Annotated in this window: 22 protein-coding genes; 5 read left to right on the top strand and 17 right to left on the bottom strand. The window is 63.8% G+C overall.

Going from position 1 to position 21,974, the window contains the following annotated elements; all coding sequences use genetic code 11:
* Nucleotides 1–109: 109 nt before the first annotated feature.
* Nucleotides 110–1,357: a DUF1479 domain-containing protein gene (locus BTH42_RS11655; RefSeq protein ID WP_075299287.1), complete on the top strand. Its 1,248-nt coding sequence runs from the start codon at nt 110–112 to the stop codon at nt 1,355–1,357.
* 19 nt (nt 1,358–1,376) lie between these two features.
* On the opposite strand, the gene BTH42_RS11650 is transcribed toward BTH42_RS11655, so the two are convergent.
* From BTH42_RS11650 to BTH42_RS11595, 12 genes are all read right to left on the bottom strand, one after another.
* Nucleotides 1,377–2,060, bottom strand: coding sequence for a hypothetical protein (locus BTH42_RS11650; RefSeq protein ID WP_075299285.1), 684 nt, complete (start codon nt 2,058–2,060; stop codon nt 1,377–1,379).
* Nucleotides 2,057–3,463: a selenium-binding protein SBP56-related protein gene (locus BTH42_RS11645; protein ID WP_075299283.1), complete on the bottom strand. Its 1,407-nt coding sequence runs from the start codon at nt 3,461–3,463 to the stop codon at nt 2,057–2,059. The genes BTH42_RS11650 and BTH42_RS11645 overlap by 4 nt, the downstream gene beginning before the upstream one ends.
* A gap of 224 nt (nt 3,464–3,687) precedes the next feature.
* Nucleotides 3,688–4,566, bottom strand: a complete 879-nt coding sequence (locus BTH42_RS11640; protein WP_075299281.1) for an ABC transporter permease — start codon at nt 4,564–4,566, stop codon at nt 3,688–3,690.
* A complete protein-coding gene (locus BTH42_RS11635) occupies nt 4,563–5,429 on the bottom strand; it encodes an ABC transporter ATP-binding protein (protein WP_075299279.1) in 867 nt (288 codons plus the stop codon). Before BTH42_RS11635 ends, BTH42_RS11640 begins: the two co-directional genes overlap by 4 nt.
* A 49-nt stretch (nt 5,430–5,478) precedes the next feature.
* Nucleotides 5,479–6,567: an ABC transporter substrate-binding protein gene (locus BTH42_RS11630; RefSeq protein ID WP_075299277.1), complete on the bottom strand. Its 1,089-nt coding sequence runs from the start codon at nt 6,565–6,567 to the stop codon at nt 5,479–5,481.
* A 57-nt stretch (nt 6,568–6,624) separates the two neighbouring features.
* Nucleotides 6,625–7,518: a TauD/TfdA family dioxygenase gene (locus BTH42_RS11625; protein WP_075299459.1), complete on the bottom strand. Its 894-nt coding sequence runs from the start codon at nt 7,516–7,518 to the stop codon at nt 6,625–6,627.
* A 233-nt stretch (nt 7,519–7,751) separates the two neighbouring features.
* Entirely contained in the window at nt 7,752–8,705 is a 954-nt protein-coding gene (locus tag BTH42_RS11620; RefSeq protein ID WP_075299275.1) for an ABC transporter substrate-binding protein, read from the bottom strand.
* Between the two features lie 19 nt (nt 8,706–8,724).
* The gene (locus BTH42_RS36300; protein ID WP_075299273.1) at nt 8,725–10,563 is read right to left on the bottom strand and encodes an amino acid ABC transporter permease/ATP-binding protein; all 1,839 of its coding nucleotides are present in this window, start codon (nt 10,561–10,563) and stop codon (nt 8,725–8,727) included.
* Nucleotides 10,564–10,582: 19 nt separating this feature from the next.
* Entirely contained in the window at nt 10,583–11,947 is a 1,365-nt protein-coding gene (locus BTH42_RS11610) for an LLM class flavin-dependent oxidoreductase (protein ID WP_075299271.1), read from the bottom strand.
* 39 nt (nt 11,948–11,986) lie between these two features.
* Nucleotides 11,987–12,988, bottom strand: a complete 1,002-nt coding sequence (locus tag BTH42_RS11605; protein WP_075299269.1) for an LLM class flavin-dependent oxidoreductase — start codon at nt 12,986–12,988, stop codon at nt 11,987–11,989.
* Nucleotides 12,989–13,034: 46 nt separating this feature from the next.
* Nucleotides 13,035–13,964, bottom strand: coding sequence for an ABC transporter substrate-binding protein (locus tag BTH42_RS11600; RefSeq protein WP_075299267.1), 930 nt, complete (start codon nt 13,962–13,964; stop codon nt 13,035–13,037).
* A gap of 39 nt (nt 13,965–14,003) precedes the next feature.
* Nucleotides 14,004–14,555, bottom strand: coding sequence for a GNAT family N-acetyltransferase (locus tag BTH42_RS11595; protein ID WP_075299265.1), 552 nt, complete (start codon nt 14,553–14,555; stop codon nt 14,004–14,006).
* On the opposite strand from BTH42_RS11595, the gene BTH42_RS34790 reads away from it, so the two are divergent.
* Nucleotides 14,554–14,793, top strand: a complete 240-nt coding sequence (locus BTH42_RS34790) for a hypothetical protein (protein WP_143752018.1) — start codon at nt 14,554–14,556, stop codon at nt 14,791–14,793. The two genes, BTH42_RS11595 and BTH42_RS34790, sit on opposite strands and share 2 nt — an antisense overlap.
* Here the strand turns inward: BTH42_RS34790 and BTH42_RS11590 are convergent.
* From BTH42_RS11590 to vapB, 3 genes are all read right to left on the bottom strand, one after another.
* Nucleotides 14,790–15,815, bottom strand: a complete 1,026-nt coding sequence (locus BTH42_RS11590; RefSeq protein ID WP_075299263.1) for a succinylglutamate desuccinylase/aspartoacylase family protein — start codon at nt 15,813–15,815, stop codon at nt 14,790–14,792. The two genes, BTH42_RS34790 and BTH42_RS11590, sit on opposite strands and share 4 nt — an antisense overlap.
* 188 nt (nt 15,816–16,003) lie before the next feature.
* Complete coding sequence (locus tag BTH42_RS11585) at nt 16,004–16,417, bottom strand: type II toxin-antitoxin system VapC family toxin (RefSeq protein WP_075299261.1); 414 nt, start codon at nt 16,415–16,417, stop codon at nt 16,004–16,006.
* A complete protein-coding gene (gene vapB, locus BTH42_RS11580) occupies nt 16,417–16,653 on the bottom strand; it encodes a type II toxin-antitoxin system VapB family antitoxin (protein ID WP_075299259.1) in 237 nt (78 codons plus the stop codon). The genes BTH42_RS11585 and vapB overlap by 1 nt, the downstream gene beginning before the upstream one ends.
* Nucleotides 16,654–16,854: 201 nt before the next feature.
* Here vapB and BTH42_RS11575 point away from each other — a divergent pair, with 201 nt between their 5' ends.
* Genes BTH42_RS11575 through BTH42_RS11565 form a run of 3 tightly spaced genes read left to right on the top strand, consistent with a single transcriptional unit; the run spans nt 16,855 to nt 19,551 of the window.
* A complete protein-coding gene (locus BTH42_RS11575) occupies nt 16,855–17,895 on the top strand; it encodes an aliphatic sulfonate ABC transporter substrate-binding protein (protein ID WP_075299257.1) in 1,041 nt (346 codons plus the stop codon).
* Between the two features lie 52 nt (nt 17,896–17,947).
* Complete coding sequence (locus tag BTH42_RS11570; protein ID WP_075299255.1) at nt 17,948–18,814, top strand: ABC transporter permease; 867 nt, start codon at nt 17,948–17,950, stop codon at nt 18,812–18,814.
* Complete coding sequence (locus BTH42_RS11565; RefSeq protein ID WP_075299253.1) at nt 18,811–19,551, top strand: ABC transporter ATP-binding protein; 741 nt, start codon at nt 18,811–18,813, stop codon at nt 19,549–19,551. The genes BTH42_RS11570 and BTH42_RS11565 overlap by 4 nt, the downstream gene beginning before the upstream one ends.
* Before the next feature lie 14 nt (nt 19,552–19,565).
* On the opposite strand, the gene BTH42_RS11560 is transcribed toward BTH42_RS11565, so the two are convergent.
* Both BTH42_RS11560 and BTH42_RS11555 read right to left on the bottom strand, forming a co-directional pair.
* The gene (locus tag BTH42_RS11560) at nt 19,566–20,744 is read right to left on the bottom strand and encodes a lactonase family protein (protein WP_075299251.1); all 1,179 of its coding nucleotides are present in this window, start codon (nt 20,742–20,744) and stop codon (nt 19,566–19,568) included.
* Between the two features lie 99 nt (nt 20,745–20,843).
* Complete coding sequence (locus BTH42_RS11555; RefSeq protein ID WP_075299249.1) at nt 20,844–21,764, bottom strand: helix-turn-helix domain-containing protein; 921 nt, start codon at nt 21,762–21,764, stop codon at nt 20,844–20,846.
* Nucleotides 21,765–21,974 lie beyond the last annotated feature (210 nt).

Genomic DNA, 21,974 nt, shown 5'->3' with positions numbered 1-21,974 from the left:
AGATACGCAAAGAGATTGGCCCGATCATATCACTCGAATTTGCGCCGCCGCAGTACGCTCTTTACATCGCCCCATCACTCATCACCCATCGAAATATGGAGACGACACCATGGCCCTGCAAATCGACGACCTGCCGGCAAGCATCAGAAATGCCAAACGAGAACTGCGCGCAATGCTGCCCAATTACCGGGAAGTCTTCGGCGAAGTCGAAGCGGCGATGACGCGCGAAGCGCAGCAGATCGCCGCGCTGCGCGAGCGCGGCGAAGCGGTAATCCCCGAAATCCGTTTCGCCGACATCGCGAACAATCGCGTCACCGCCGGGCAGATCGCGCTCGTCAAAGCGCGCGGCGCCTGCGTGATTCGCGAGGTGTTCGAGCGTTCGCGCGTCGAGCAATGGGATCGCGATATCGCCGACTACGTCGAGCGAAATGATCTGGATACCAAACTGCTCAATCGCGCCGAAGACAAGTACTTCGGCCAGCTCGCGTCGAGCAAGCCGCAAATTTACGGCGTGTACTGGTCGAAACCGCAAGTGCTCGCGCGCCAGTCGGCCGAACTCACGCAGGCGCGCGTATTCCTGAACCGGCTGTGGCGCAGCGAAAGCGAAGGCCGCGTGCACTTCGATCCCGATCATGTACCGGTCTACGCGGACCGCCTGCGTCGCCGCCCGCCCGGCTCCGAATCGCTGGGGCTGTCCGCGCATTGCGATGGCGGCTCGGTCGAACGCTGGATCGAAGCGAATTTCCGCAAAGTCTATCGGCACGTGTTCGCCGGCAACTGGCGCGACTACGATCCGTTCGATGCCGCGTGGCGAACCGACGTCGAGGAAATTCCGTCGCCGGCGGTCTGCTCGATGTTCCGCACGTTTCAGGGCTGGACCGCATTGACGCCGCAGGGCCCCGGCGACGGCACGCTGCAACTGGTGCCGATTGCGAACGCGATGGCGTATATCCTGCTGCGCGCGTTGCAGGACGATGTCGCCGACGACGATCTGTGCGGCGCAATGCCGGGCCGCGCGCTGTCGATCAACGCGAAATATCACGCGCCGCTATTCGACGCGCTGTCGTCGATTCCGTTGATGCAGGCGGGCGACACGGTGTTCTGGCACAGCGACGTGATTCACGCGGTCGAGGACGCGCATCGCGGCAAAGGCTATAGCAACGTGATGTATATCGCGTCCGCGCCGGCATGCGCGAAGAACGACGCGTATCTGAAGCGGCAACGGGCGAGTTTCGTCGAGGGCATGAGTCCGCCGGATTTCCCGGCCGATCATTTCGAAGTGGATTTCACCGGGCGCGCGACGACCGAAGATCTGTCCACATTGGGCAAGCAGCAGATGGGGATCGGCCTTTCCTGATGAAGTACCGCAATGCCGGCTACGCGACATGCAGTTCGTAGCCGGCATTCAATAGCAGCGATACCCCGCCCACCAGAATCAGGCTCAGCGCCCACACCGCATCGAGATTGAACCAGCTGCGCGACACGAATTTGAGTCCCAGATAGCGATAGACGAGCCACGCGAGCAGACCGCCGGCCGCGATCATCGCGGCCGCGTGAACCGCGGCGACCGCCAGCGCGGTGCGCAATCCGCTTTCGACCAGCGTCTGCGCGGCCCGGTGCGCGTCGTCCAGTTGATCGGCGCGGCACAAGCCCAGATAGATCGGCACCAGCATCAAGCCCGCGCCATGCGCGATCGCAACCGCGAACGACCACAACGCGAGCCGCGCCGGCGGAATTCTCGCGAGTATGCGCGGATGCCGGCGGCGTATCAGCAGCAGCAGACCGAAGCCGATCACCAGCACACTGGCCGCGATCTGAATCTCGCGCTGCCACGCGAGCACGCCCGCGAGCAGCGCGAACGGCAGCATCATCAGAAGAATCGCGAGCGCGTGCCCCGCCGCCAGATACAGCAGCGCGGTAAGGAGTGCCTGCGTGCGCCGCTGCATCAAACCGTTCGATACCGCGAGCGGCCAACCCATCGCCGGATTGAGGCCGTGATACAAACCGCTCGCGAGCACCGCCAGCCACAGGCCGCCTTGCGGCGACACCGCGCCGCTCAAACGCCCACCGACGGATAGCAGAACGAATCGGTCGAGCAGTCGCCGCCTTCGAGGCGGATCTGATGCGCGCGATAACCTTCCGGAAATTCGACGAAGTAATCGTCGGCGAGCGTCAGGCCGCCGTTCGGATCCGCGTACGCCATCACCTGCGCGCCGGGCACGCCGTCCGGGTAGAACTGGTTGTCCCACGTCGAGTACAGCGAATTGGTCCAGTACACGCGCTTGCCGTCGCGACTGATTTCGACCATCTGCGGGCCGCCCGCGAAGCGCTTGCCGTTCGGATGCGGGGTGCAGCGCTGGATTCCGCCGATCCGCACCGAGCCGGTCAGGTTCGGCTTGCGCGGCTCCGTCACGTCGTACTGACGCATTTCGCCGGTGCCCCAGCACGCGACGTAGAGGAATTTATCGTCGATCGACAGATCGATATCGGTCACGAGCGGCGGCACCGCGCCGAAACCTTTCAACAGCGGCGGCAATTCGTCGGCATGCGCGGGTTCGGGCGGAATCGTCGCGGTCTTCTCGATGTGGAACTGGCCGTCCTCGCGCCACCACGTCCAGATCGAGCCCTCCAGATTGGTGGTATCGACGACCACGCCGATAAAACCGTATTCGCGGCTCGGATCGTGCGCGGGCCGCACTTCGAGCGCCATCTGATGATTGGCGCCCAGATCCAGCGTCTGCACGTTGCGGCGCGCGCGCAGATCCCAGAAGTGCACGCGATGTCCGTAGCGGTTAGCGAGCAGATCTTCGGGCACGATGCCGTTTTCGAATTGCGGCGGCAATGCCCATTCGGTCGACACCATATAGTCGCGCGGCAGATTCCACCAGAAGTCGTAATGCTTTTCCTGCGCGCCGCGCTCGATTTCCCAGCGGCCGAGTACCTCGAAGGTTTGGCAATCCATAATGAAAATGCCGGGCGGCCCGTCGGTGCCGTCCTCGCCCGCGCCGCCGAGCGTGCTCACATAAATGCCTTCCGGTCCGCAATGCACGGTGTGCGGGCGCGAATAGCCGGTTTTGCGAAAGATCTCTTCGGGCTCGATGATCTTGTGAATCTTCGCCTGAGTCGGATGCGGCTTCGTATCGACGATATAGATGCGCGACGAGCGCATCCCGGGAATGATCAGATAACGCCGTTCGAGAAACGCATGGCCGGTCAGCGGCGACAATGACGACGAACACGCATTCCAGCCGAAATGGTGGAATTCGTCGCCTTTATTGGGCACCGGCACCGTATGCACGACCTGGCTATAGGTCGGCGAGCCGGGCTTCACGTCGATCACCGCGAGTGCGTCGGGCTGCGAGAAGTCCGGACTGAGCAGCACCGTATACGCATAGTCTTCCGCCGGCGCGTCCATCGCGAGTTTCGGCGACGCATGAAAAGTGGGATCGGGGCGCATTCCCATGACAGCACTCTCCTTGGGGTTCTGACTGAAAGCCCGCAATGGTCCGGCGCTCCGGTTGGCGGGCGAACGCAATCGACTGCGTACTGCGGCGCAACACCGTTTTTCCGGCATTTCCGGCGCCGAGGGCCAGCCCAGCGAAATTCGGGCCACTGCATAGCCTTAAATTTGTAGTTCACAGCGGCGCGGTAAGCAACCGGAAAATCGCCGACCGCCCGCTTAGACGCTCACTGCTGCAAACCCCAGCGCCGCACGGTCACGCGTTCGAGCGTATCGAACACGAGGTGCTCGACCAGCAGACCGATCACGATCACCGCCGCGAGCCCCGCGAATACGCGATCCGTATACAACTCGTTGCGATTCTGGAAGATGTACCAGCCGAGCCCGCCGCTGCCCGAACTCGCGCCGAACACCAGTTCCGCGGCGATCAGCGTGCGCCACGCGAATGCCCAACCTACCCGCAAACCGGCGAGGATCGACGGCAGCGCAGCCGGCACGAGAATCAGCAACACATGACGCAAGCCGGTCAGCCCGTAATTGCGGCCGGTCATCTTCAGCGTCGCCGGCACCGACTGAAAACCCGAATAGGTATTGAGCGCGAGCGGCCACAGCACGGCGTGGACCAGCACGAACAACAGGCTGCCGGTGCCGAGGCCGAACCACAGCAACGCGAGCGGCAGCAATGCGATCGACGGCAACGGATTGAACATCGCGGTCAGCATCGACAGCAGATCGCGGCCGACCCGCGTCGACACCGCGAGCGAGGTCAGCACGAATGCGCCCGCCGCGCCGAGCAGATAGCCGCGCAGCAGAACCGACATCGACACCGCGGTTTTCGCCAGCAATTCACCGGACCACACGCCCTGCACGAACGCGCTGAAAGTCGCGCCGAACGTCGGCAGCAACAGGTCGTTATTGATTGCGCGCGCGGCGATTTCCCAGCCGGCGATCAGCACCAGCGCGATCAATGTCTTACGCAGCCACGCGTGCGCGAATAAACGTTTAGCGGCCGGCAGCGGCGCTTCGAATGCGAGTTCGCCGGGCGCTTCGAGCGGGCGTTCGTATTCGTCGCGCACCGGCGGCAGCAACGTAACGGGAGTACTCATTGCACGGCCTCCGCCGGGTCGAACAACAGATGATGAATGCGCGCGACGCTGCGCTGAAAATCCGCGCGGCCGAAACTGTCCTGCGAATACTGGTGACTGTTCAGTTCCGCGCGCACGCGGCCCGGATGCGGCGACAACAGCAAAATCCGGTTGCCGACCACCAGCGCCTCTTCGATCGAATGCGTGACGAACAGCAGCGTGAAGCGGACCTCTTCCCACAGCCGCAGCAGTTCTTCCTGCATCTTGCGGCGCGTCAGTGCATCGAGCGCGGCAAACGGTTCGTCCATCAGCAGCACGCGCGGCTGCATCGCGAGCGCCCGCGCAATCGCGACACGCTGCTTCATCCCGCCCGACAGCGTGTGCGGATACGCATTCGCGAATGCGGCGAGTCCGACCTTGTCGAGGTAATGCAGCGCGCGTTCGTGCGCTTCCGCCTTCGACAGCTTCTTCGCGACCCGCAACGGAAACGCGATGTTCTGCACGACCGTTTTCCACGGCGGCAACTGGTCGAATTCCTGAAACACGACGATCCGGTCGGCGCCCGGTCCGCGCACTCGCTGACCGTCGAGCGAGATACTGCCGGCGCTCGGTTCGATGAAGCCCGCAACCGCTTTCAACAACGTCGACTTGCCGCAGCCGGACGGACCGAGCAATACGAAACGGTCGCCGCCGTAGACGTCGAAACTGACGTCGTGGGTCGCGCGCACGATGCGCTCGCGGGTCCGGTATTCGAGGCTCAGGTTCTCGACCGTCAGCAGTTTGCCGCTGGTTGCGGGTGTGGTTGCGGCTGTGGTTGCCACGGTAGTTGCCGCATTGGTTTGCGCCGCGTCGTGCGGAAATAGAAACTTAGGATTGGCCACCATCAGAGCGCCTCCCGCGAGTGATTCGAATTCAAAACCGGCGGATTCATCCTCAGCTCCCCGCCGCGGTCGCCGGATCGTCGAAGAAGTAGTCCTGCCACGACTTCGGTTCGTTCCTGATCACGCCGACGCGATGCATGAACTGCGCGAGCCCGACGGTGTTCTGCGGGACGATCTTGAACTGCACCTGCGGGTTAGTGATGATCTTCACCAGCAGATCGCGATCGATCTTCGACTGATTGGCGCGGATATAGATATCGGCCGCGCCTTGCGGATTCGCGTTGACGTACTTCGCCGCATCGGCCAGCCCATCGACGAACGCGCGATAGGTCTTCGGATTGTCGCGGCGGAATTTCTCGGTCGCGTACAGCACGGTGGCCGAACTCGGGCCGCCGAGCACGTCGTAAGAACTGAGCACGATATGCGCTTTCGGATTGCCGGCCAGCTCCTGCTCCTGGAACGGCGGATTGCCGAAGTGGCCGGTAATTTCAGTGCGGCCCGCGATGATCGCCGCCGCCGCGTCCGGATGCGGCAATGCCTGGGTGTACTTGTCGAGCCGGTCGTATTCCTTGTCGCCCCAGCGTTTGGCCGCCGCGTATTGCAGCACGCGCGACTGCACCGACACGTTCACCGCCGGCAACGCGATCCGGTCCTTCGGCGAGAAGTCGGCGATCGTCTTCACGTTCGGATCGTTGCTGATCAGGTAGTACGGCAGATTGCCGAGCGACGCGACGCCCTTCACGTTCTGTTTGCCGTGCGTGCGGTCCCAGATCGTCAGCAGCGGACCGACGCCGGCACCGGCGATATCGATCGCGCCCGACAGCAACGCGTCGTTGACCGCCGCGCCGCCCGACAGCTTGACCCAATCGACCTTGATATCGAGGCCCTGCTTGCGGCCTTCGGTCTCGATGAAATGCTGATCGCGCGCGACGTTCAGCAGCAGGTAGACGATGCCGAACTGTTCGGCCACGCGGATCTGGCCTTCGGCGTGCGCGGGCGCGGTGACGGCGAGACTCGCCGCGCCGGTCGTGAGGCTCAGCAATAGCGCGGTTAAACGGCGGAAATGGCGGAAATGGCCGCTATGGCGGCTACGGCGAGTAAACGACGGCCGTGCGGCGGTCGGACGAATCAGGCTCGGCATTGCGACTCCAGTCGGCGGGCGGTGTGTATCGGTGTGCTTGTAATAGAAGCGCGCTGCTCAGAACGGCACGTCGCCTTCGATCGTCGTGCGATACAGCTTGCGGCGCAGATGATCGGGCGTGCCGGCGGCCAGATGCATCAGCGAGCGGTTGTCCCAGAACACCATGTCGTGCGCGGTCCAGCGATGCCGGTACAGATGCTCGGGCCGCACGCTGTGCGCGAACAGTTCGGCGAGCAATGCGCGGCTCTCGTCTTCCGGCACGCCGATCACGCGAGTCGTGAAATGCTCGCTGACGAACAGCGCCTTGCGGCCCGTTTCCGGGTGCGTGCGCACGATCGGATGCACGACCGGTTTCACCTGGGCGATCTGCTCGGCCGACAGATTCGGCCGCCACGGGCTGCGCTTTTGCAGTTCCGCGTATTTCGCCAGGTACGTGTGCTCGGCGCTGCGCCCTTGCACCGCGCTGCGCAGATGCGCGGGCAACGTGTCCCACGCGAGGTGCATGTTCGCGAACAGCGTATCACCGCCTTCCGCCGGCAACTCCTGCGCGTGCAGCAGCGAACCCAGGCTCGGCTTCTCCTTGTATGAAAGGTCCGAGTGCCAGTAATGACCGGCATCGCCGAGACCGATCGGCTGGCCGTTCTCGATGATGTTCGACACCACCAGCACCTCCGGATAACCTGGCAACCCGAACTGATGCAGCACATGAATCTGCAGCGGGCCGAAGCGGCGGCTGAACGCGATCTGCTGTTGCGGCGTGATGCGCTGATCGCGAAACACCAGCACGTGATGATTCAGATGCGCGAGGTGCAGGCGCGCGAAATCGTGCGCATCGAGCGGTTGGCTCAGATCGAGACCGATTACTTCGGCGCCGAGCGGCGCGTCGAACGGGCGGATCTCGAAGGATTGGGCGGACACCGCGCGGTCCGCGGCGGGCGTGGTGGATGCGATAGACGCGGTGGGCGTAGCAACAGAGGCAGCAGCGGTAGTCGTCGTCACGGGAGGCTCTTCGTCGGATCGGTTCAGCGGGCGCTTAACGGCGCGGATAGTCCGACGAATGTACCGGCCGGCGCGCGCAAAGCCAACGAAGCAAATCCGATACGGTTATCTGCTGAAGTGATAAACCCGCCGCTGCAACGTGTCGCGGCCTACGGCGCGCCGCCTTTCATCCTTCTTTCAGCGCGTCAGAACTTCGGCAGTCCCGGCGGATTGCTCTCTGAACGCGGCAACGCTTCCGACTCGATGCCCCATAGCGCGAGCGAGCGCCGGTAGGTGCCGTCGGCGATCAGACCGTTGGTCGCGACCGTCAACGCATCCATCAGGCCGCCGCCCTTGCGGGTCGCGATCGCGACATCCGAGCGGGCCGGCCAGCCGGCGTTCAGCGTGCCGACTTCGCGGATCGCGCCGGTGGTGGCCGCGTCGTACGCGAGCGGCGCGTTCGGATTGAATTCGACATCGGCGCGGCCCGACAGCAGCGCGATGCGGCTCGCGGCATCGTCGTCGAAGTACTGGAACTCGACCGGCTTCAGTCCGTTCGCGATGTTGCGCCGGTTCCATTCGAGGATGATCTTCTCCTGATTGGTCCCCGACGACGTAATCAGCCGCAGTCCGGCCACGTCCTGCGGCTGCGCGATCTTTCTGATCGGACTCGCGGTTCTCACATAGAAACCGTGCAGCCCCTGCCGGTAAGTCGTGAAGTCGAACTTCTCCTTGCGCTGCTCGGTCACGCCGACGTTCGAGATCACCGCGTCGTATTTGCCGGAACCCAGACCGAGCGGCCAGTCGGCCCATGCGATCGGCACGAGGTTCAGCTTCAGGCCGAGCGAATCGGCAATCAATTGCGCGTAATCGGGATCGGCGCCGACGACGGTACGCGCATCGGTTGCATAGGTCGCGGTCGGCGGCACGTGCGGCGTGATGCCGACCGTGAAATAGCCGTCTTTCGCGAAGCGGTGCTGATTGCCGAGCGCCGTGAGTGCAGCCGGATTCTTTTGCACGCGGATCCGGTTCGGCTGCTGCGGACTCAGGTCGACCGTGTCGCGCGGCGTGGGTGCCGCGTGGGCAAGTTCGAACGAGTTGCGCAGCAGCAGAGCGCCGAGCGCACTGCCGGTGAGAATGAATTGACGTCGATTGGGCATGGCCAGGTTCGTAATGCGTTCACAGAACACGCGACAGGAATTCGCGCGTGCGCGGATGGCTCGGCTGATTCAGTACCTGCGCGGGCGGGCCCGCTTCGACCACGCGACCGCGATCCATGAAGACGATGTTGTCCGCGACTTCGCGCGCAAAGCCGATTTCATGCGTGACGATCACCATCGTCGTGCCGGAGCGCGCGAGTGCCTTGATCACGTCGAGTACTTCGTTGACGAGTTCCGGGTCGAGCGCCGACGTCGGTTCGTCGAATAGCAGCACCTTCGGCTTCAGCGCCAGCGCACGCGCAATCGCGACCCGCTGCTGCTGGCCGCCGGACAGCTGACGCGGCCACGCATGCGCCTTCGCTTCGAGACCGACCCGCGCGAGCAGACTCAACGCGAGGCTTTCCGCTTCCGCGCGCGACAGGCGCCCCAATGCGACCGGCGCCTCGACGATGTTTTCGAGCACGGTCAGATGCGGAAACAGATTGAAGTTCTGGAACACCATGCCGACTTCGACGCGGCGGCGCAGAATCTCTTTCTCTTTCAGTTCGTATAACGTGGCGCCGTCGCGGCGATAACCGATCAGCTCGCCGTCGATATCGATCAGGCCGGAGTCGACGCGTTCGAGATGATTGATCGTGCGTAGCAACGTCGATTTGCCGGAACCGGACTGGCCGAGAATCACGGTGACGCTGCCGGGATGCATCGTCAGCGACACGTTGTCGAGTACTTTCAGCGTGCCGAAGCTCTTCGATACCTGCTGGATCACGATGCGCGCGCCATCGCGCTGATCGGCCCAGCGTTGCGGCGAAGCGGTGGCAGTGGCGGCGGCTTTGGCATTAGCGGCGGCGCTAACCGCTTGCGCGTCCGCCTTCGTCACAACTCGTGCGGCGACGCGCGCTTCGTTGCCGCCGCGCGCGAGACCCACGTATTTCAGCAACCCGGCGAAAACAGACGGCGCAGTATTGCGCTTCACGCCGCGCGAGAAATGCCGCTCCACATACACCTGCAGCGCGGACAGCACGGTCAGAATGATCAGATACCAGACCGTCGCGACCATCAGCAGCGGAATCACTTCGAGATTGCGCCGGTAAATGATCTGCACCGTATAGAACAACTCCGGCATCGCGAGCACGTACACCATCGACGAACCTTTCGCGAGCGCGATCAGATCGTTGAACGCGGTCGGCACGATCGCGCGCATCGCCTGCGGCAGCACGATGCGCCACGCCTGCCGTTCGCGCGGCAAGCCGAGCGCGGCGGCCGCTTCGAGCTGGCCGTGATCGACCGACTGAATCCCGCCGCGTATCACTTCCGCCGAAAACGCCGCGTGATTCAGCGTCAGGCCGAGCACCGCGGCGAGGAATGGACTGATCAACTCGGTAGTCGGCACGTCGAGCAGTACTACGCTCGTGAACGGTACGCCGAGCCGCACGGTTTCGTACAGATAGCCGAGATTGTTCAGGATCAGCAGCAGCACGATCAGCGGAATCGAGCGGAACAGCCACACGAATGCCCACGCGCAACCGGCCAGCAACGGCGACCGCGAAACGCGCGCGAGCGCGAGCGGAATGCCGAGCGCGAAGCCGAGCACCGCGCCGAGCGCGGTCAATAGCAAGGTGCGGCCGAGCCCGGACAGTACCGGCTCGGACAGAAACCACTCGGCGAATACCGGCCAGCCCCAACGCGGATTGACGAGTACCGAATGCAGCACGAGGCCGATCAGCGCCGCCGCCGCAACGGTGCCGAGCGTGCGCGCGCGGTGCCTCGCCGGCACGATCCGGTAGTGGTCGCGCTCGCGTGGGGAGTCGGCGTGCGCGGCGGCGAGTGGCGGGTTGGCGAGTTTTGCGGTGTCGTTCATCGTGGTCTACTCCGCTCGCTCAGGCCGCTGCGGCCACGGCCGCCAGTTCCGGTGCCGGTGCCGGTGCCGGTGCCGCCGTCGCGTAACGGCTCGCCTTGCGCGGCAAACCAAGGTGATCGCGCAACGTCGCGCCCGTCAGCGTGCGCTCGTAGCGGCCGCGCTGTTCGAGTTCGGGCACCACATAGCGCACGAAATCGTCGAGACCTTGCGCCTGCACCGCGAAGCCGAGAATAAAACCGTCTGCGGCGCCCGCGTCGAGCCAGCGGATCAGTTCGTCGGCAATCTGCGCGGGCGTGCCGAGAAAATGCGTGCGTGGCGTCGCGACTTCGAGTGCGACTTCGCGCAGCGTCGAGCCCTTCTTGAGGGCGTCAGCCTTGATGCGGTCGGTGGTCGAACGAAAACTGTTGCGGCCTATCTCGCCCAACTCGGGGAACGGTTCGTCGAGCGGATATTGGGTGAAGTCGTGGTGATCGAAATAGCGGCCCAGGTACGCGAGCGCTTCGTCTATCGTCAACAGTTCGCGAATTGCGCGGTACTTCTCTTCCGCTTCTTCGGGCGTCGCGCCGACGATCGGGCTGATACCCGGGAAAATTTTCACATCATCGCGGCTGCGACCGTGTTCGACCGCGCTGTCTTTCACGCGCTGTGCAAACGCGCGGGTTTCTTCGAGCGACACCGAATGCGTAAACACCGCGTCAGCGTATTTGCCGGCCAGCCCGATGCCCGCATCCGACGATCCGGCCTGGAAGATCACCGGCTGCCCCTGCGCCGAGCGCTGGATATTGAGCGGCCCCGCGACCTGAAAGAACTGGCCTTCGTGATTCAGCGTATGCAGCTTGTCGCGCTCGAAAAACACCCCGCTCTCGCGTTCGCGCACGAATGCATCGTCGTCCCAACTATCCCACAGCCCTTGCGCGACGTTCAGGTATTCGTCGGCGATTTCGTAGCGCAATGCATGTTCCGGATGCGAGCCGCCGTAGTTTTTAGCGGTGCCTTCGAGCGGCGTCGTCACCACGTTCCAGCCCGCCCGGCCGCCGCTGATCAGATCGAGCGACGCGAACTGACGCGCGACCGTAAACGGATCGCTATACGACGTCGACACGGTGCCCGCGAGCCCGATCTTCGACGTGACCGTCGCGAGTGCCGACAGGATCGAGATCGGTTCGAAGCGGTTCAGAAAATGCGGGATCGACTTCTCGTTGATATACAGCCCGTCCGCGACGAACGCGAACGAAATTCCGAACGCCTCGGCCTTGCGTACCGTATCGACGAAGAACTTCAGGTTCACGCTCGCGTCGGCGGGACCGGCCGGATGCTTCCACGAATTCATATGGCTGCCGGCGCCTTGCAGCATGATGCCGAGATTGAGTTTGCGAGTACTCATGGGATCGTCCGCGAATCGATGAAGGGTCGTTGGGAAAGGTCACGCATACGCGGGCTCGATCGTGCCGCCGAGCAGCTCGACCGAGCGCAGGCGCGCCGGATAGTGTTGCAGCGGCGAATCGATCACGAATTCGTCGATGCCGTAGCGATGGCTCAGCGTGTCCAGCTGCTCGCGCACGTCTTCGGCCGTGCCTTTGACCACGTGCGGACGACGCTCTTCGAGCGTGTAGTCGCTCACGCCCGCTTGCCGCGCGTACTCCTGCGCGGCTTCGACGCTCGGCAAATTCACGCTCTGGCCGCCGGCCAGTTGCAGACGGAAAACCCGCAGCGGACCGCTGAGCCGCTCCGCTTCGTCGCGCGTCGCGGCGGCGAGCGCGTACAGCGCGAGCAACGGCGCGCGGCCACTCGCGTCGCGATACGTCTGCACCGTGCGTTCGATATTCGCTTCGTCGCCATTGAAATGGCCGGCGTAGCAGAACTGCCAGCCCTGGCGCGCCGCGAGTGCTGCGCTGTCGGGACTGCCGCCCAGCACGATGCGTTCGACTGGAGCGGGCGCCACCGGAAAAGCGAGCGCGCCCGCTAACGGATGGTCCGCGTCGACGCCGTCGCCGAGAAACGCATCGAGTTGCGCGAGCTGCGTGTCGAAGCCCGGCTTGTTGTGCCGGTCGTGCAGCCATTGCAGTGCCCGGGTGGTTTGCGGCAGTCCGCCGGGCGCCTTGCCGACGCCGAGATCGACGCGGCCCGGCGCGAGCGCCGCCAGCAGCTTGAACGATTCGGCGACCTTGAACGGGCTGTAGTGCTGCAACATCACGCCGCCCGAGCCGACCCGGATCCGCGACGTGTGCGCGAGCAGATGCGCGACCACCAGTTCCGGCGCGGAACTCGCAAGACCCGGCGCGCCGTGATGTTCGGCGACCCAGAAGCGTTTGAAGCCGAGTACTTCGGCGCGTTTCGCGAGCGCGACCGTGAAGCGCAGCGCGTCGGCCGCGCTCGCGCCGGCGGCGATCGGGCTTTTATCCAGTAACGAAAGCGAATAAGTCATGGGATAGCGAATAGGCAAAGAAGAGAGACGAGACGCGCTGGCGGGTTCAGGATTTCGGCAGGCCGGGCGGATTGGTCGCGGCTTTCTCGATCGCTTCCGAGCCGAGATTCCAGCGCTCGAGCACCGAGCGGTACTGGCCATTGCCGATCAGATCGTTCAGCGCGATCGTCACCGGCGCCGCGAGTCCGCTGCCTTTGCGCGTGGTCACCGCGACTTCGGCGGTGCGCGGCCAGCCGCCGCTGACGGTGCCGACCTGACGCGTCTTGCCGCGCGCGGCCGAGTCGTACGACAGCGCCGCGTTCACGCTGAAGATCGCGTCGGCGCGGCCCGATTGCAGCGCGACCGATTTGACCGCATCGTCGTCGTAGTACTGCACCTGGATCGGCTTCAGTCCGTGCGCGACGTTTTCCTTGTCCCATTCCAGCAGGATCTTTTCCTGATTCGTGCCGGCGTCGGTAATCACCCGCAGGCCCGCCACGTCCTTAGGTTCCCTGATCGATTTGATCGGACTGTCGGTCTTCACGAAGAAGCCGACTTCGTCGCGCCGGTAGGTCGAGAAATCGAATTTCGCCTTACGCTCTTCGGTCACCGTGGCGTTCGAAATCACCGCGTCGACCTTGCCGGAGGCGAGCGCGAGCGGCCAGTCCGGCCACGAGAGAATCACCACGTTCAGCTTGCGGCCGAGACTGTCGGCCACCAGTTGCGCGAGATCGGGATCGAAGCCGACCACGGTTTTCGCATCGGTTGCGTAGGTGCTGATCGGCGGATGCGCGACGACGATGCCGATCGTCAGCGCGTCTTTCGCGACGAACGGGTAGTTCGCGGGCAACGCTTTCGTCGCGGCCGCGTCCGCTTCGGCGCGAATGCGGCCGTGCTGTTCGGGACTCAGATCGAACGCGGTCGCGGCGAATGCGCTACCGCCCGTATACAACAGCGCGGCCACCACGAGCGACGACAGTTGCAAAGCTGCTTTCATGTTTTGTCCGTTGTAGTGTGGGAAGAGAGGAATGAATCTCTAGCGCGCCGTCAGCGCCGCGTCTTGCGCGCGCAGATCGTCGAGCGTGTCGATCCGCTGCGGCGCGAGCAGATCCTTGCCGTAACGCAGATGCACGTGTACTTCCGGCGGCAACGCGGGATCGAATAGCGTCGCGTAACCGGTGCGCTCGTAAAGCGCCCACGCTTCAGGCTGTTTGAAGCCGGTAGTCAGATAGATGCGGGTGTAGCCCTGCGCGAGCGCGCGCGCTTCGAGCGCCTCCACGACCTGGCGGGCGAGACCCTGGCGACGCAGATCGTCGCGCGTCCAGATGCGTTTGAGTTCGGCCGTGCGCGCGTCGTAGCGCTTGAACGCGCCGCCGCCGACCGTCTCGCCGTCGCGGATCAGCAGCACGAACGCGCCATGCGGCGGCGCGAACAGCTCGGCCGGATAGCGCGCCATTTCCTGCGCGGCGGCCGCGCCGCCATCCTTGCGGTACGCCTCGTAGCGGCTCGCGTATTCGAACAGCAGCGCATCGAGTAGCGGTTTCGCGCGCGGATCGTGCGGCGTGGTGTCAACGACGATAGTGCTCATGAACGATCGACTCGAAGTCGGCGGATATTCAGGAGCTCATACGATAGCGTGCGGCCTCGTTGCGGCTAACGAACCAATTTCGCTATGTTTATCTGGTATCGAGATCGGCTGCGATCGCCGTGAAAAGCGCTGTAATAGCGGCTTCGAATGGCGATGTGATGCCGTGATGGATGCCGTAACGAACGGCTGCGCGCAGTGCCTGCTCGATGCGCGATGCGCGCCGCATTGCACTCTTTAGCCGGTCACTTCTTCGGCGAGGTGGAATAGACAGTCGCCGCGTCTGACTAGCGCGGGCACGCGCTTGCAGACTACTTCGCCCGCGCTCTGGAATACACAGGTCACCGGTTCCTTTAACGGCGTGTCGGGAAAATGAATGCGCGCGGCCGGCTGTCCTTCGACGACCCGTTCGCCGAGTTCGACCAGCGGCTCGAACAGGCCATTGTCGTATGCATACACGTAGTGACGCGCGCCGGCCACACGCAGAAAACGCGTCTGGGCCGGCGGCGCAGCCGGCACGAGCGGACCGTGCAATAGCTCGATCGCGCCGAGAAAATGCAGCAGGCCGTGGCGTGCCTCGCGCAGCAGCATTGCATCGACGGTGCCGGCGCCGCCCAATTCGGCCGTGATCGACAACGCTCCTTGCCGGCGCGCGGCGCTCGCCGCGTGCACCGGATTCTCCGCGTGCAGAAATGCGTTCGGCAAGCCGAATGCACGCAATGCGTATTGCAGTCGCCGCTTCTCTTCGTCGTCGCGCGGCTCGATTGCAAGCATATTGTTGCCGCGATAGAGCAGCGAACTGCCGCCCGAATGCAGATCGAGCAGATAGTCCGCGCGCGCCAGTAGCCGGTGCTCGATGTAATCGGCAATCACCTGGGTCGGCGTGCCTTGCGGGTCGCCGGGAAACTCGCGATTGAGATTGCCGCCGTCGAGCGGCGACGTGCGCAAACCGGCCTCGGCGGCCGGCGCATTGGCCATCGGCAAAAGAATCAGCTGGCCGGACACAGTGGCCGGATCGATTTCGCGGATCAATTGCGACACGAGGATCTGGCCTTCGTATTCGTCGCCGTGATTGCCGGCCATCACCAGCACGACCGGCCCCGCGCCGTTGCGGATCGACGCGATCGGGATCGGCAGCCAGCCATATGCGGAACGATGCACCGAGTGCGGCAGGCGCAGATAGCCGGCATGTTTACCGGGCGCGTCGAGGTCGATTTCGCAGCGGATGGGGTTGGGGTGGATTGAAGTGGCGGTTCGGTTCATTAGGTGGTCCACGGAAATTGACGGCCCTGTCTGCCGACCGGGTGCGCCGTACTCCCCCACTACTACCCGCTCGCGGCCCGAACCGCAAAGCGCCAAAACTGCTTTGATTCTGAACTTTAATTGGTTAGCCGGCGGGCGAATTTCCGCTACGCTCAAGTCACCGGCTCACATCTCGCGAATGTCGTCCGTTATTGCCCGCTCTCGTCTTTCAGCCAGTTTTCGAGCTTAATGCCGGGATAGGCAGCGAAGTCGCGTTCGTTGTTGGTGACGAGTATGACGCCCAACGAAATCGCGTGTGCGGCGATGAGCTTGTCGAGCGCATCCTTCTTGCGCTCCCGCGTCGCTTCGCGCACCGGACCATGGGCACGCGCGGCGGCCGTATCGAACGGCACGACGGGTATGTCCTCGATCAAGGCCGCCAGATTGCGGCGTTCGCGCGCCTTGTGCTCACACACCGCAACGCCGTATTCGAGTTCTGCATAGGTCACAGCCGAAATGACCACGTCCCCGACATAGCACTGTGCGAATCGTTGCGCTACCTGCTCCGGCTGGTTTTTCATCAGATAGATGCAGATGTTGGTATCGAGCATGAAGCGCGGCATCACAGGCCCTCGCGCTCGGCCTGATCCTGGTCACCGCGCCCTTCCTGCATGAAGTCCGGCCCGAATTTCGCGAACTTCTTCAGCACGCCCGCGAGCGGACGGCGCACCGGACGAATGCGGATTTCATCCCCTATACGCTCGATTTCGAGTTCGACGTCGCTGCGCTCATAAGCCAGATCGGCAGGAATGCGGACGGCCTGACTGTTGCCGTTCCTGAATACGCGGGTGGTTTGCATAGCGCCCCCAAATGTGTGTACGCTGGATGTACTATAGATCAATCCGTGCGCAAAGTAAATCCGGCGTGTGTACAAAGATCCGCTCGCGGCCCGAACCGCAAAGCGCCAAAACTGCTTTGATTCTGAACTTTAATTGGTTAGCCGGTGCGCAAGCATCCGCTACATTCGGAGTCCGATCACACGCAACCATAAGGACAACCGATGTCACTCGCCCGGGGCCTGGCATTCTTCACTCGGCGTCGTCTGCTGAAAGCGGCAGCGGCGGCATCAGCGGCCGCATTCGCATTCTGCCTGGCCGGCAATGCGCACGCCGCGCCGCTCGGCGAACTGAAACTCGACTACGCGTACTACTCGCCGGAAAGCCTGGTGATCAAACGCAACGGCTGGCTCGAACAGGAGTTCGCCGCCGACCACACCCAGGTCAAATGGATACTGAGTCTCGGCAGCAATCGCGCGCTCGAATACCTGAATAGCGGCGCGATCGACATCGGTTCGACCGCGGGACTCGCGGCAGTACTCGGCAAGGCGAACGGCAATCCGATTCGCGCTGTATATATCTTCTCGCGCCCGGAATGGACCGCGCTGGTCGTGCGCAAGGATTCACCGTTCAAAAGTCTCGCCGATCTGAAAGGCAAGAAGATCGCCGCGACCAAGGGCACCGATCCGTTCCTGTTCACGCTGCGCGCGTTGCACACGGCAGGCCTGTCGCGCGACGACGTCGAGATCGTCAATCTGCAACACCCGGATGGCCGCGTCGCGCTCGCCAATGGCCAGGTCGACGCATGGGCCGGTCTCGATCCGCATATGGCAGCCGCGCAGATCGACGACGGCGCGCGCCTTCTATACCGCAATGTCGACTTCAATACCTGGGGCTTTCTGAACGCGCGCGAAGACTTTATTCGCGAGCATCCGGAAGCGCTCACGCGCGTGCTGAAGGTTTACGAAAAAGCCCGCGTGTGGATCGCCGCGCACCCGGACGACACCGCGAAGATCGTCGCGGAAGAATCGAAGGTATCGCTGCCGGTCGCGAAGCTGCAATTGAGCCGCAACGATTTCAGCCAGCCGCAGCCGGGCCCACGGCAGATCGCCGCGCTGAAGGCCGCCGCGCCGATTCTGGTCGACGAGCAACTGGTGAAGAGCGGCACCAATCTGAACCAGATCATCGATGCGCTGATCGACCCGCGCATTGCCGGCGCGGCACTCGCGACGGCTAGCGCGAATAACACCGGCAGCGCGCAATAACGCATTGAATCGAATACCCGCGTGCTGTTGCCACGCGGGTTTCCGTCAAATCATGACAGTCGCAAAAGAAGCCCTCGCCCGCCTCGGCCACGCCGACGAATGCACCGCGTGCAATGCAAGTGCACGTGCCCAACTCACGCGCGATCCATTGCGACGCTGGCGCTATGCGGGCCTCGCGCTGCCGTTCGTGTTTCTCGCGGCAATCGAAGCACTGGTGCGCGCGTCAGTGCTGCCCGCGCATCTGGTGCCCGCCCCCAGTTCGATCGCGCAAACGCTGTGGGACCTCGGCGCCGCGCGCCTCGCCCGTCATATCGGCGCGAGCGTGCTGCGCGTGTATGCCGGCTTCGCGCTCGGCGCGGTGTTTGCGGTGCTGATCGGCGCGGCAATGGGTTTGAGCCGGCGCATCGATGCATTGCTCGACCCCGCATTTCAGGCCTTGCGCGCAATTCCGTCGCTCGCGTGGGTGCCGATTCTGCTGCTGTGGATGGGCATCGACGAAGCGCCGAAAATCACGCTGATTGCGATCGGCGCGTTCTTTCCGGTGCAACTCGCGGTGGTCGCCGGCATCCGTGGCGTCGATCGCAAGCTGATCGAATTCGGCCAATTGAATCGCTTGAGCCGGCGCGTGCTGTTCACCCGCATTCTGCTGCCGGCATCGATGCCGCAGATTTTCACAGGCTTACGTACCGGCTTGAGCCTCGCATGGATGTTCATGGTGGCCGCCGAACTGATCGCGGCGACCCGCGGACTCGGCTATCTGCTCAGCGACGGCCGCGAAACCGGCCGCCCCGATCTGGTGTTCGGTGCGATTCTGCTGCTCGCGCTGCTCGGCAAACTGAGCGACGGTATGCTGAAAGCACTGGAAATACGCGTGTTGTCGTGGCGCGATGCGCACGAAGCACCGGGAGGCGCGCGATGAATCAGGCACTCGCCCCGCTACTCGAAGTGCGCGCACTATCGCGACGCTTCGCAGGCCGCAAGATTTTCGATCAGGTCTCCTTCACGCTCGCACGCGGCGAGATCGTCAGCCTCGTCGGTCCGAGCGGATGCGGCAAGAGCACATTGCTACGCGCGCTGGCCGGTCTCGATCACGACGCGCAAGGCAGCGTACTGTTCGAGCGCGAGCCGCTGCGCGAACCGTCGCCGCGCGTCGGCATGATTTTTCAGGAACCGCGCCTGCTGCCGTGGCTCAGCGTCGCCGATAACATCGCATTCGCCGCCGGCCCGCGCGCGGGTAATGATCCGCGCGTCGCCGCGCTGCTCGCCGAAGTCGGTCTCGCGGGCGTGCACGATGCGCTGCCGAAGCAGCTGTCCGGCGGCATGGCGCAGCGCGTCGCGCTGGCCCGCGGCTTATTCACCGAACCCGATCTGCTGCTACTCGACGAACCGTTCAGCGCGGTCGACGCGCTCACGCGCGCGCGCCTGCAGCAGTTGCTACTCACGCTGAAGCAGGCACGCGGCACGACAGTACTGCTGGTCACGCACGATCTGGACGAAGCGCTTGCGCTGTCCGATCGCGTTCTGCTGCTATCGCCGGCGGGCACGGACGGGCCCAGCCGGATTGCGCGAGAACTGCCGATCACATTGCAGCGGCCGAGAAATCCGCGCGACGTATCGCTGGATGCACTGCGCGACGTGCTGCTCGAAATGCAATAGGTGTAGCGCGCACGCTACTGCACGAACGCGATGCTGGTGGGATCGGCAAGCTCGGCGGCCTGGCCGGTATCGGACAGCGTGCCCGACTCGGTATCGATACCGAATACGGTCACCTTGCCGCTGCGCTGATTGGCGACCAGCAGCCATTTGCCCGTCGCATCGATGCCGAAACCCCACGGCTTCTCGCCGCCCGACGACACCCGCTGCAACAACGAGAGTTCGCCGGTGTGCGGATTCACCCGATACACGACCAGCGAATTTTCGCCGCGATTCTCGACATACACGAAACGCCCGTCGTGACTGAGCGCGATTTCGGCGCCGCTTTTCACGCCTGCGAATCCATCGCTGCTGATCGGCAGCGACTGCACCTGCGTGAGCGTGCCTTGCGCGGCATCCCAACGAAACACGATCACTTCCGCGCTCAACTCGGTCAGCAGATAAACGAACTGGCCGTTCGCGCCGAACTCGAGATGACGCGGCCCGCTGCCCGGCGGCGCCACGTAGCTGTGCGCGCGCGTGGTGTCGTCCTGCGCTAGCGCATGCGTCGCGCGATCGAAGCGATAGACGAACACGCGGTCCGCGCCCAGATCGGGGACGAGCGCATAGCGGCCGGACGGATCGATCGCCACAGCGTGCGCATGCGCGCTCGCCTGGCGGCGATTCGGGCCCGAGCCGGTTTCTTCGATTGTCGATACGAGCGCACCGACACTGCCGTCCGGATTGATCGCGACACTCGATACCGACCCGCTGTTGTAGTTCGCGCCGAACACGGTCGCCGAGCGCGGATCGACTCGCAGAAAAGTAGTCCCGCGCCCGCCGGTAAGAACCGAATTGATTTTGCCGAGCGAGCCGTTATCGCGATCGACCGCATATGCGGTGATGCTGCCTTCTTTCGTGCTGTCGTCGTCGACCGCATAGAGGACCGGCAGTGTCGGCGATGCGCTGACCCACGTCGATTTCGGCCCGCTGGCAACGGGGCCGATTGCAGTCAGAGCGCCGCTCGACGTATCGAGGCGCAGCGCGCCGATCTGCTTTTGCAGCGTGCCGACGTAGACCAGTTCTGTATGCGGAGCCGGCGCCAAAGCGGCGGCCATCAATGGCGCGGCGAAGCTGCCGACCGACAACGTCAATGCGGCACCCGCCGCCGTCAGCGCACGACGCGCGACGCGATTTTTCTGGAACAACCGGGTCATATTCGATGAACGTAAAGACGCAGGCAAGGTGAGCGATCCGGCCAAGCGTAGCCGAATCGCCAGCCGGCGTCCTTGCACAAAAAAACGCTTCGCCTGGATTTATTGCTGACGCGCGGCGACGCGAAACTGGCTCGGCGCCTGGCCGACTTCGCGGCGGAAAAAGCGCGTGAAATAAGCGGCATCCGCGAAGCCGAGTCCGAACGCGATCTGCTCGACCGACATATCGCCGAAAATCAGATTGCGCTTCGCCTCGGTGATGATGCGCGCGTGAATCATCTTGGTCGGACTCTGCTCGGCCGCCGACGCGCACGCCGCGCGCAATTGCACCAGCGACACGGCCATCATCGACGCGTAATCCTGCAGCGTCAGATTTTCGCGGTAGTGCTCGTCGATCAGCTTGCGAAAGCGATCCACCTGGCGCATATCGTTGCGCGTGGTGTTTTCGCTCGCCGGCTGTTCGAGCGGCGTTTCGCGCGCGAGCTTCAGCAGCAGCATGGTCAGCAGCGCTTCGGTGCCGACCACGTGGCCGATCGCATCGGATTCGGCCTCCTGCTTCAGGCTATTGATCAGGCTGTAGAACTCCATGCCCGCCGCCGGCGAATCCGCCAGCGGAATCACCCGAGGCGCTTCCCACAGCGCGATGAACTCGCGCAGCTTCGCGTTCACCTGGGTCAGATACGCAACTTCGATCGTCACGACCCAGCGGTCGACGTCGACTTCGTAGTCGAGCCCATGCACGCATTCGGTCGGCAGCAGCAACGCGCACGGCCCTTCGAACGGCACGCTGCTGCCTTCCAGATTCATCACACCGCGCCCGCTGCGCACGAAAATCCCCTGACCGTAGGCCGGATGCGCGTGCGGCTCGGTGCGCCAGCGGCCGCGATCGGTCACGTGGCCGACGTTCACGAACCAGTGCTTTTCTTCCGGCCGCTCCACGTATAAACGAACCTTCGGCACGGTGGTCCGCTTCTCTTTCCGGGCGGCTCTGGGCTGCTGCTTTGCCGCGGCGCTGAGTGTCATACAGTCTCCTTACGGCCGTTCGTTTCCGCTCGCGACGCTGCTGGCCAGCACGCGCCGCCGCGGAACATCGACGGCTGCCGGGCCGCGGCCTACTCGCGGCGATGCCCGGCATTCAGTACTTTTGATGGTTGGAGCCGGGGCAGGTAATTACCCTGATCATCGCGTAAGCCGCCCCGGCTTCGGCGCATCATCCTAGCACCGTCGAAGCGC

Source organism: Burkholderia sp. SRS-W-2-2016, from assembly GCF_001931485.1.
In the GTDB taxonomy this organism is placed as follows: Bacteria; Pseudomonadota; Gammaproteobacteria; order Burkholderiales; family Burkholderiaceae; genus Paraburkholderia.
The sequence above is the reverse complement of the archived record's forward strand: the minus strand, read 5'-3'. Positions and strand labels throughout refer to the sequence as shown.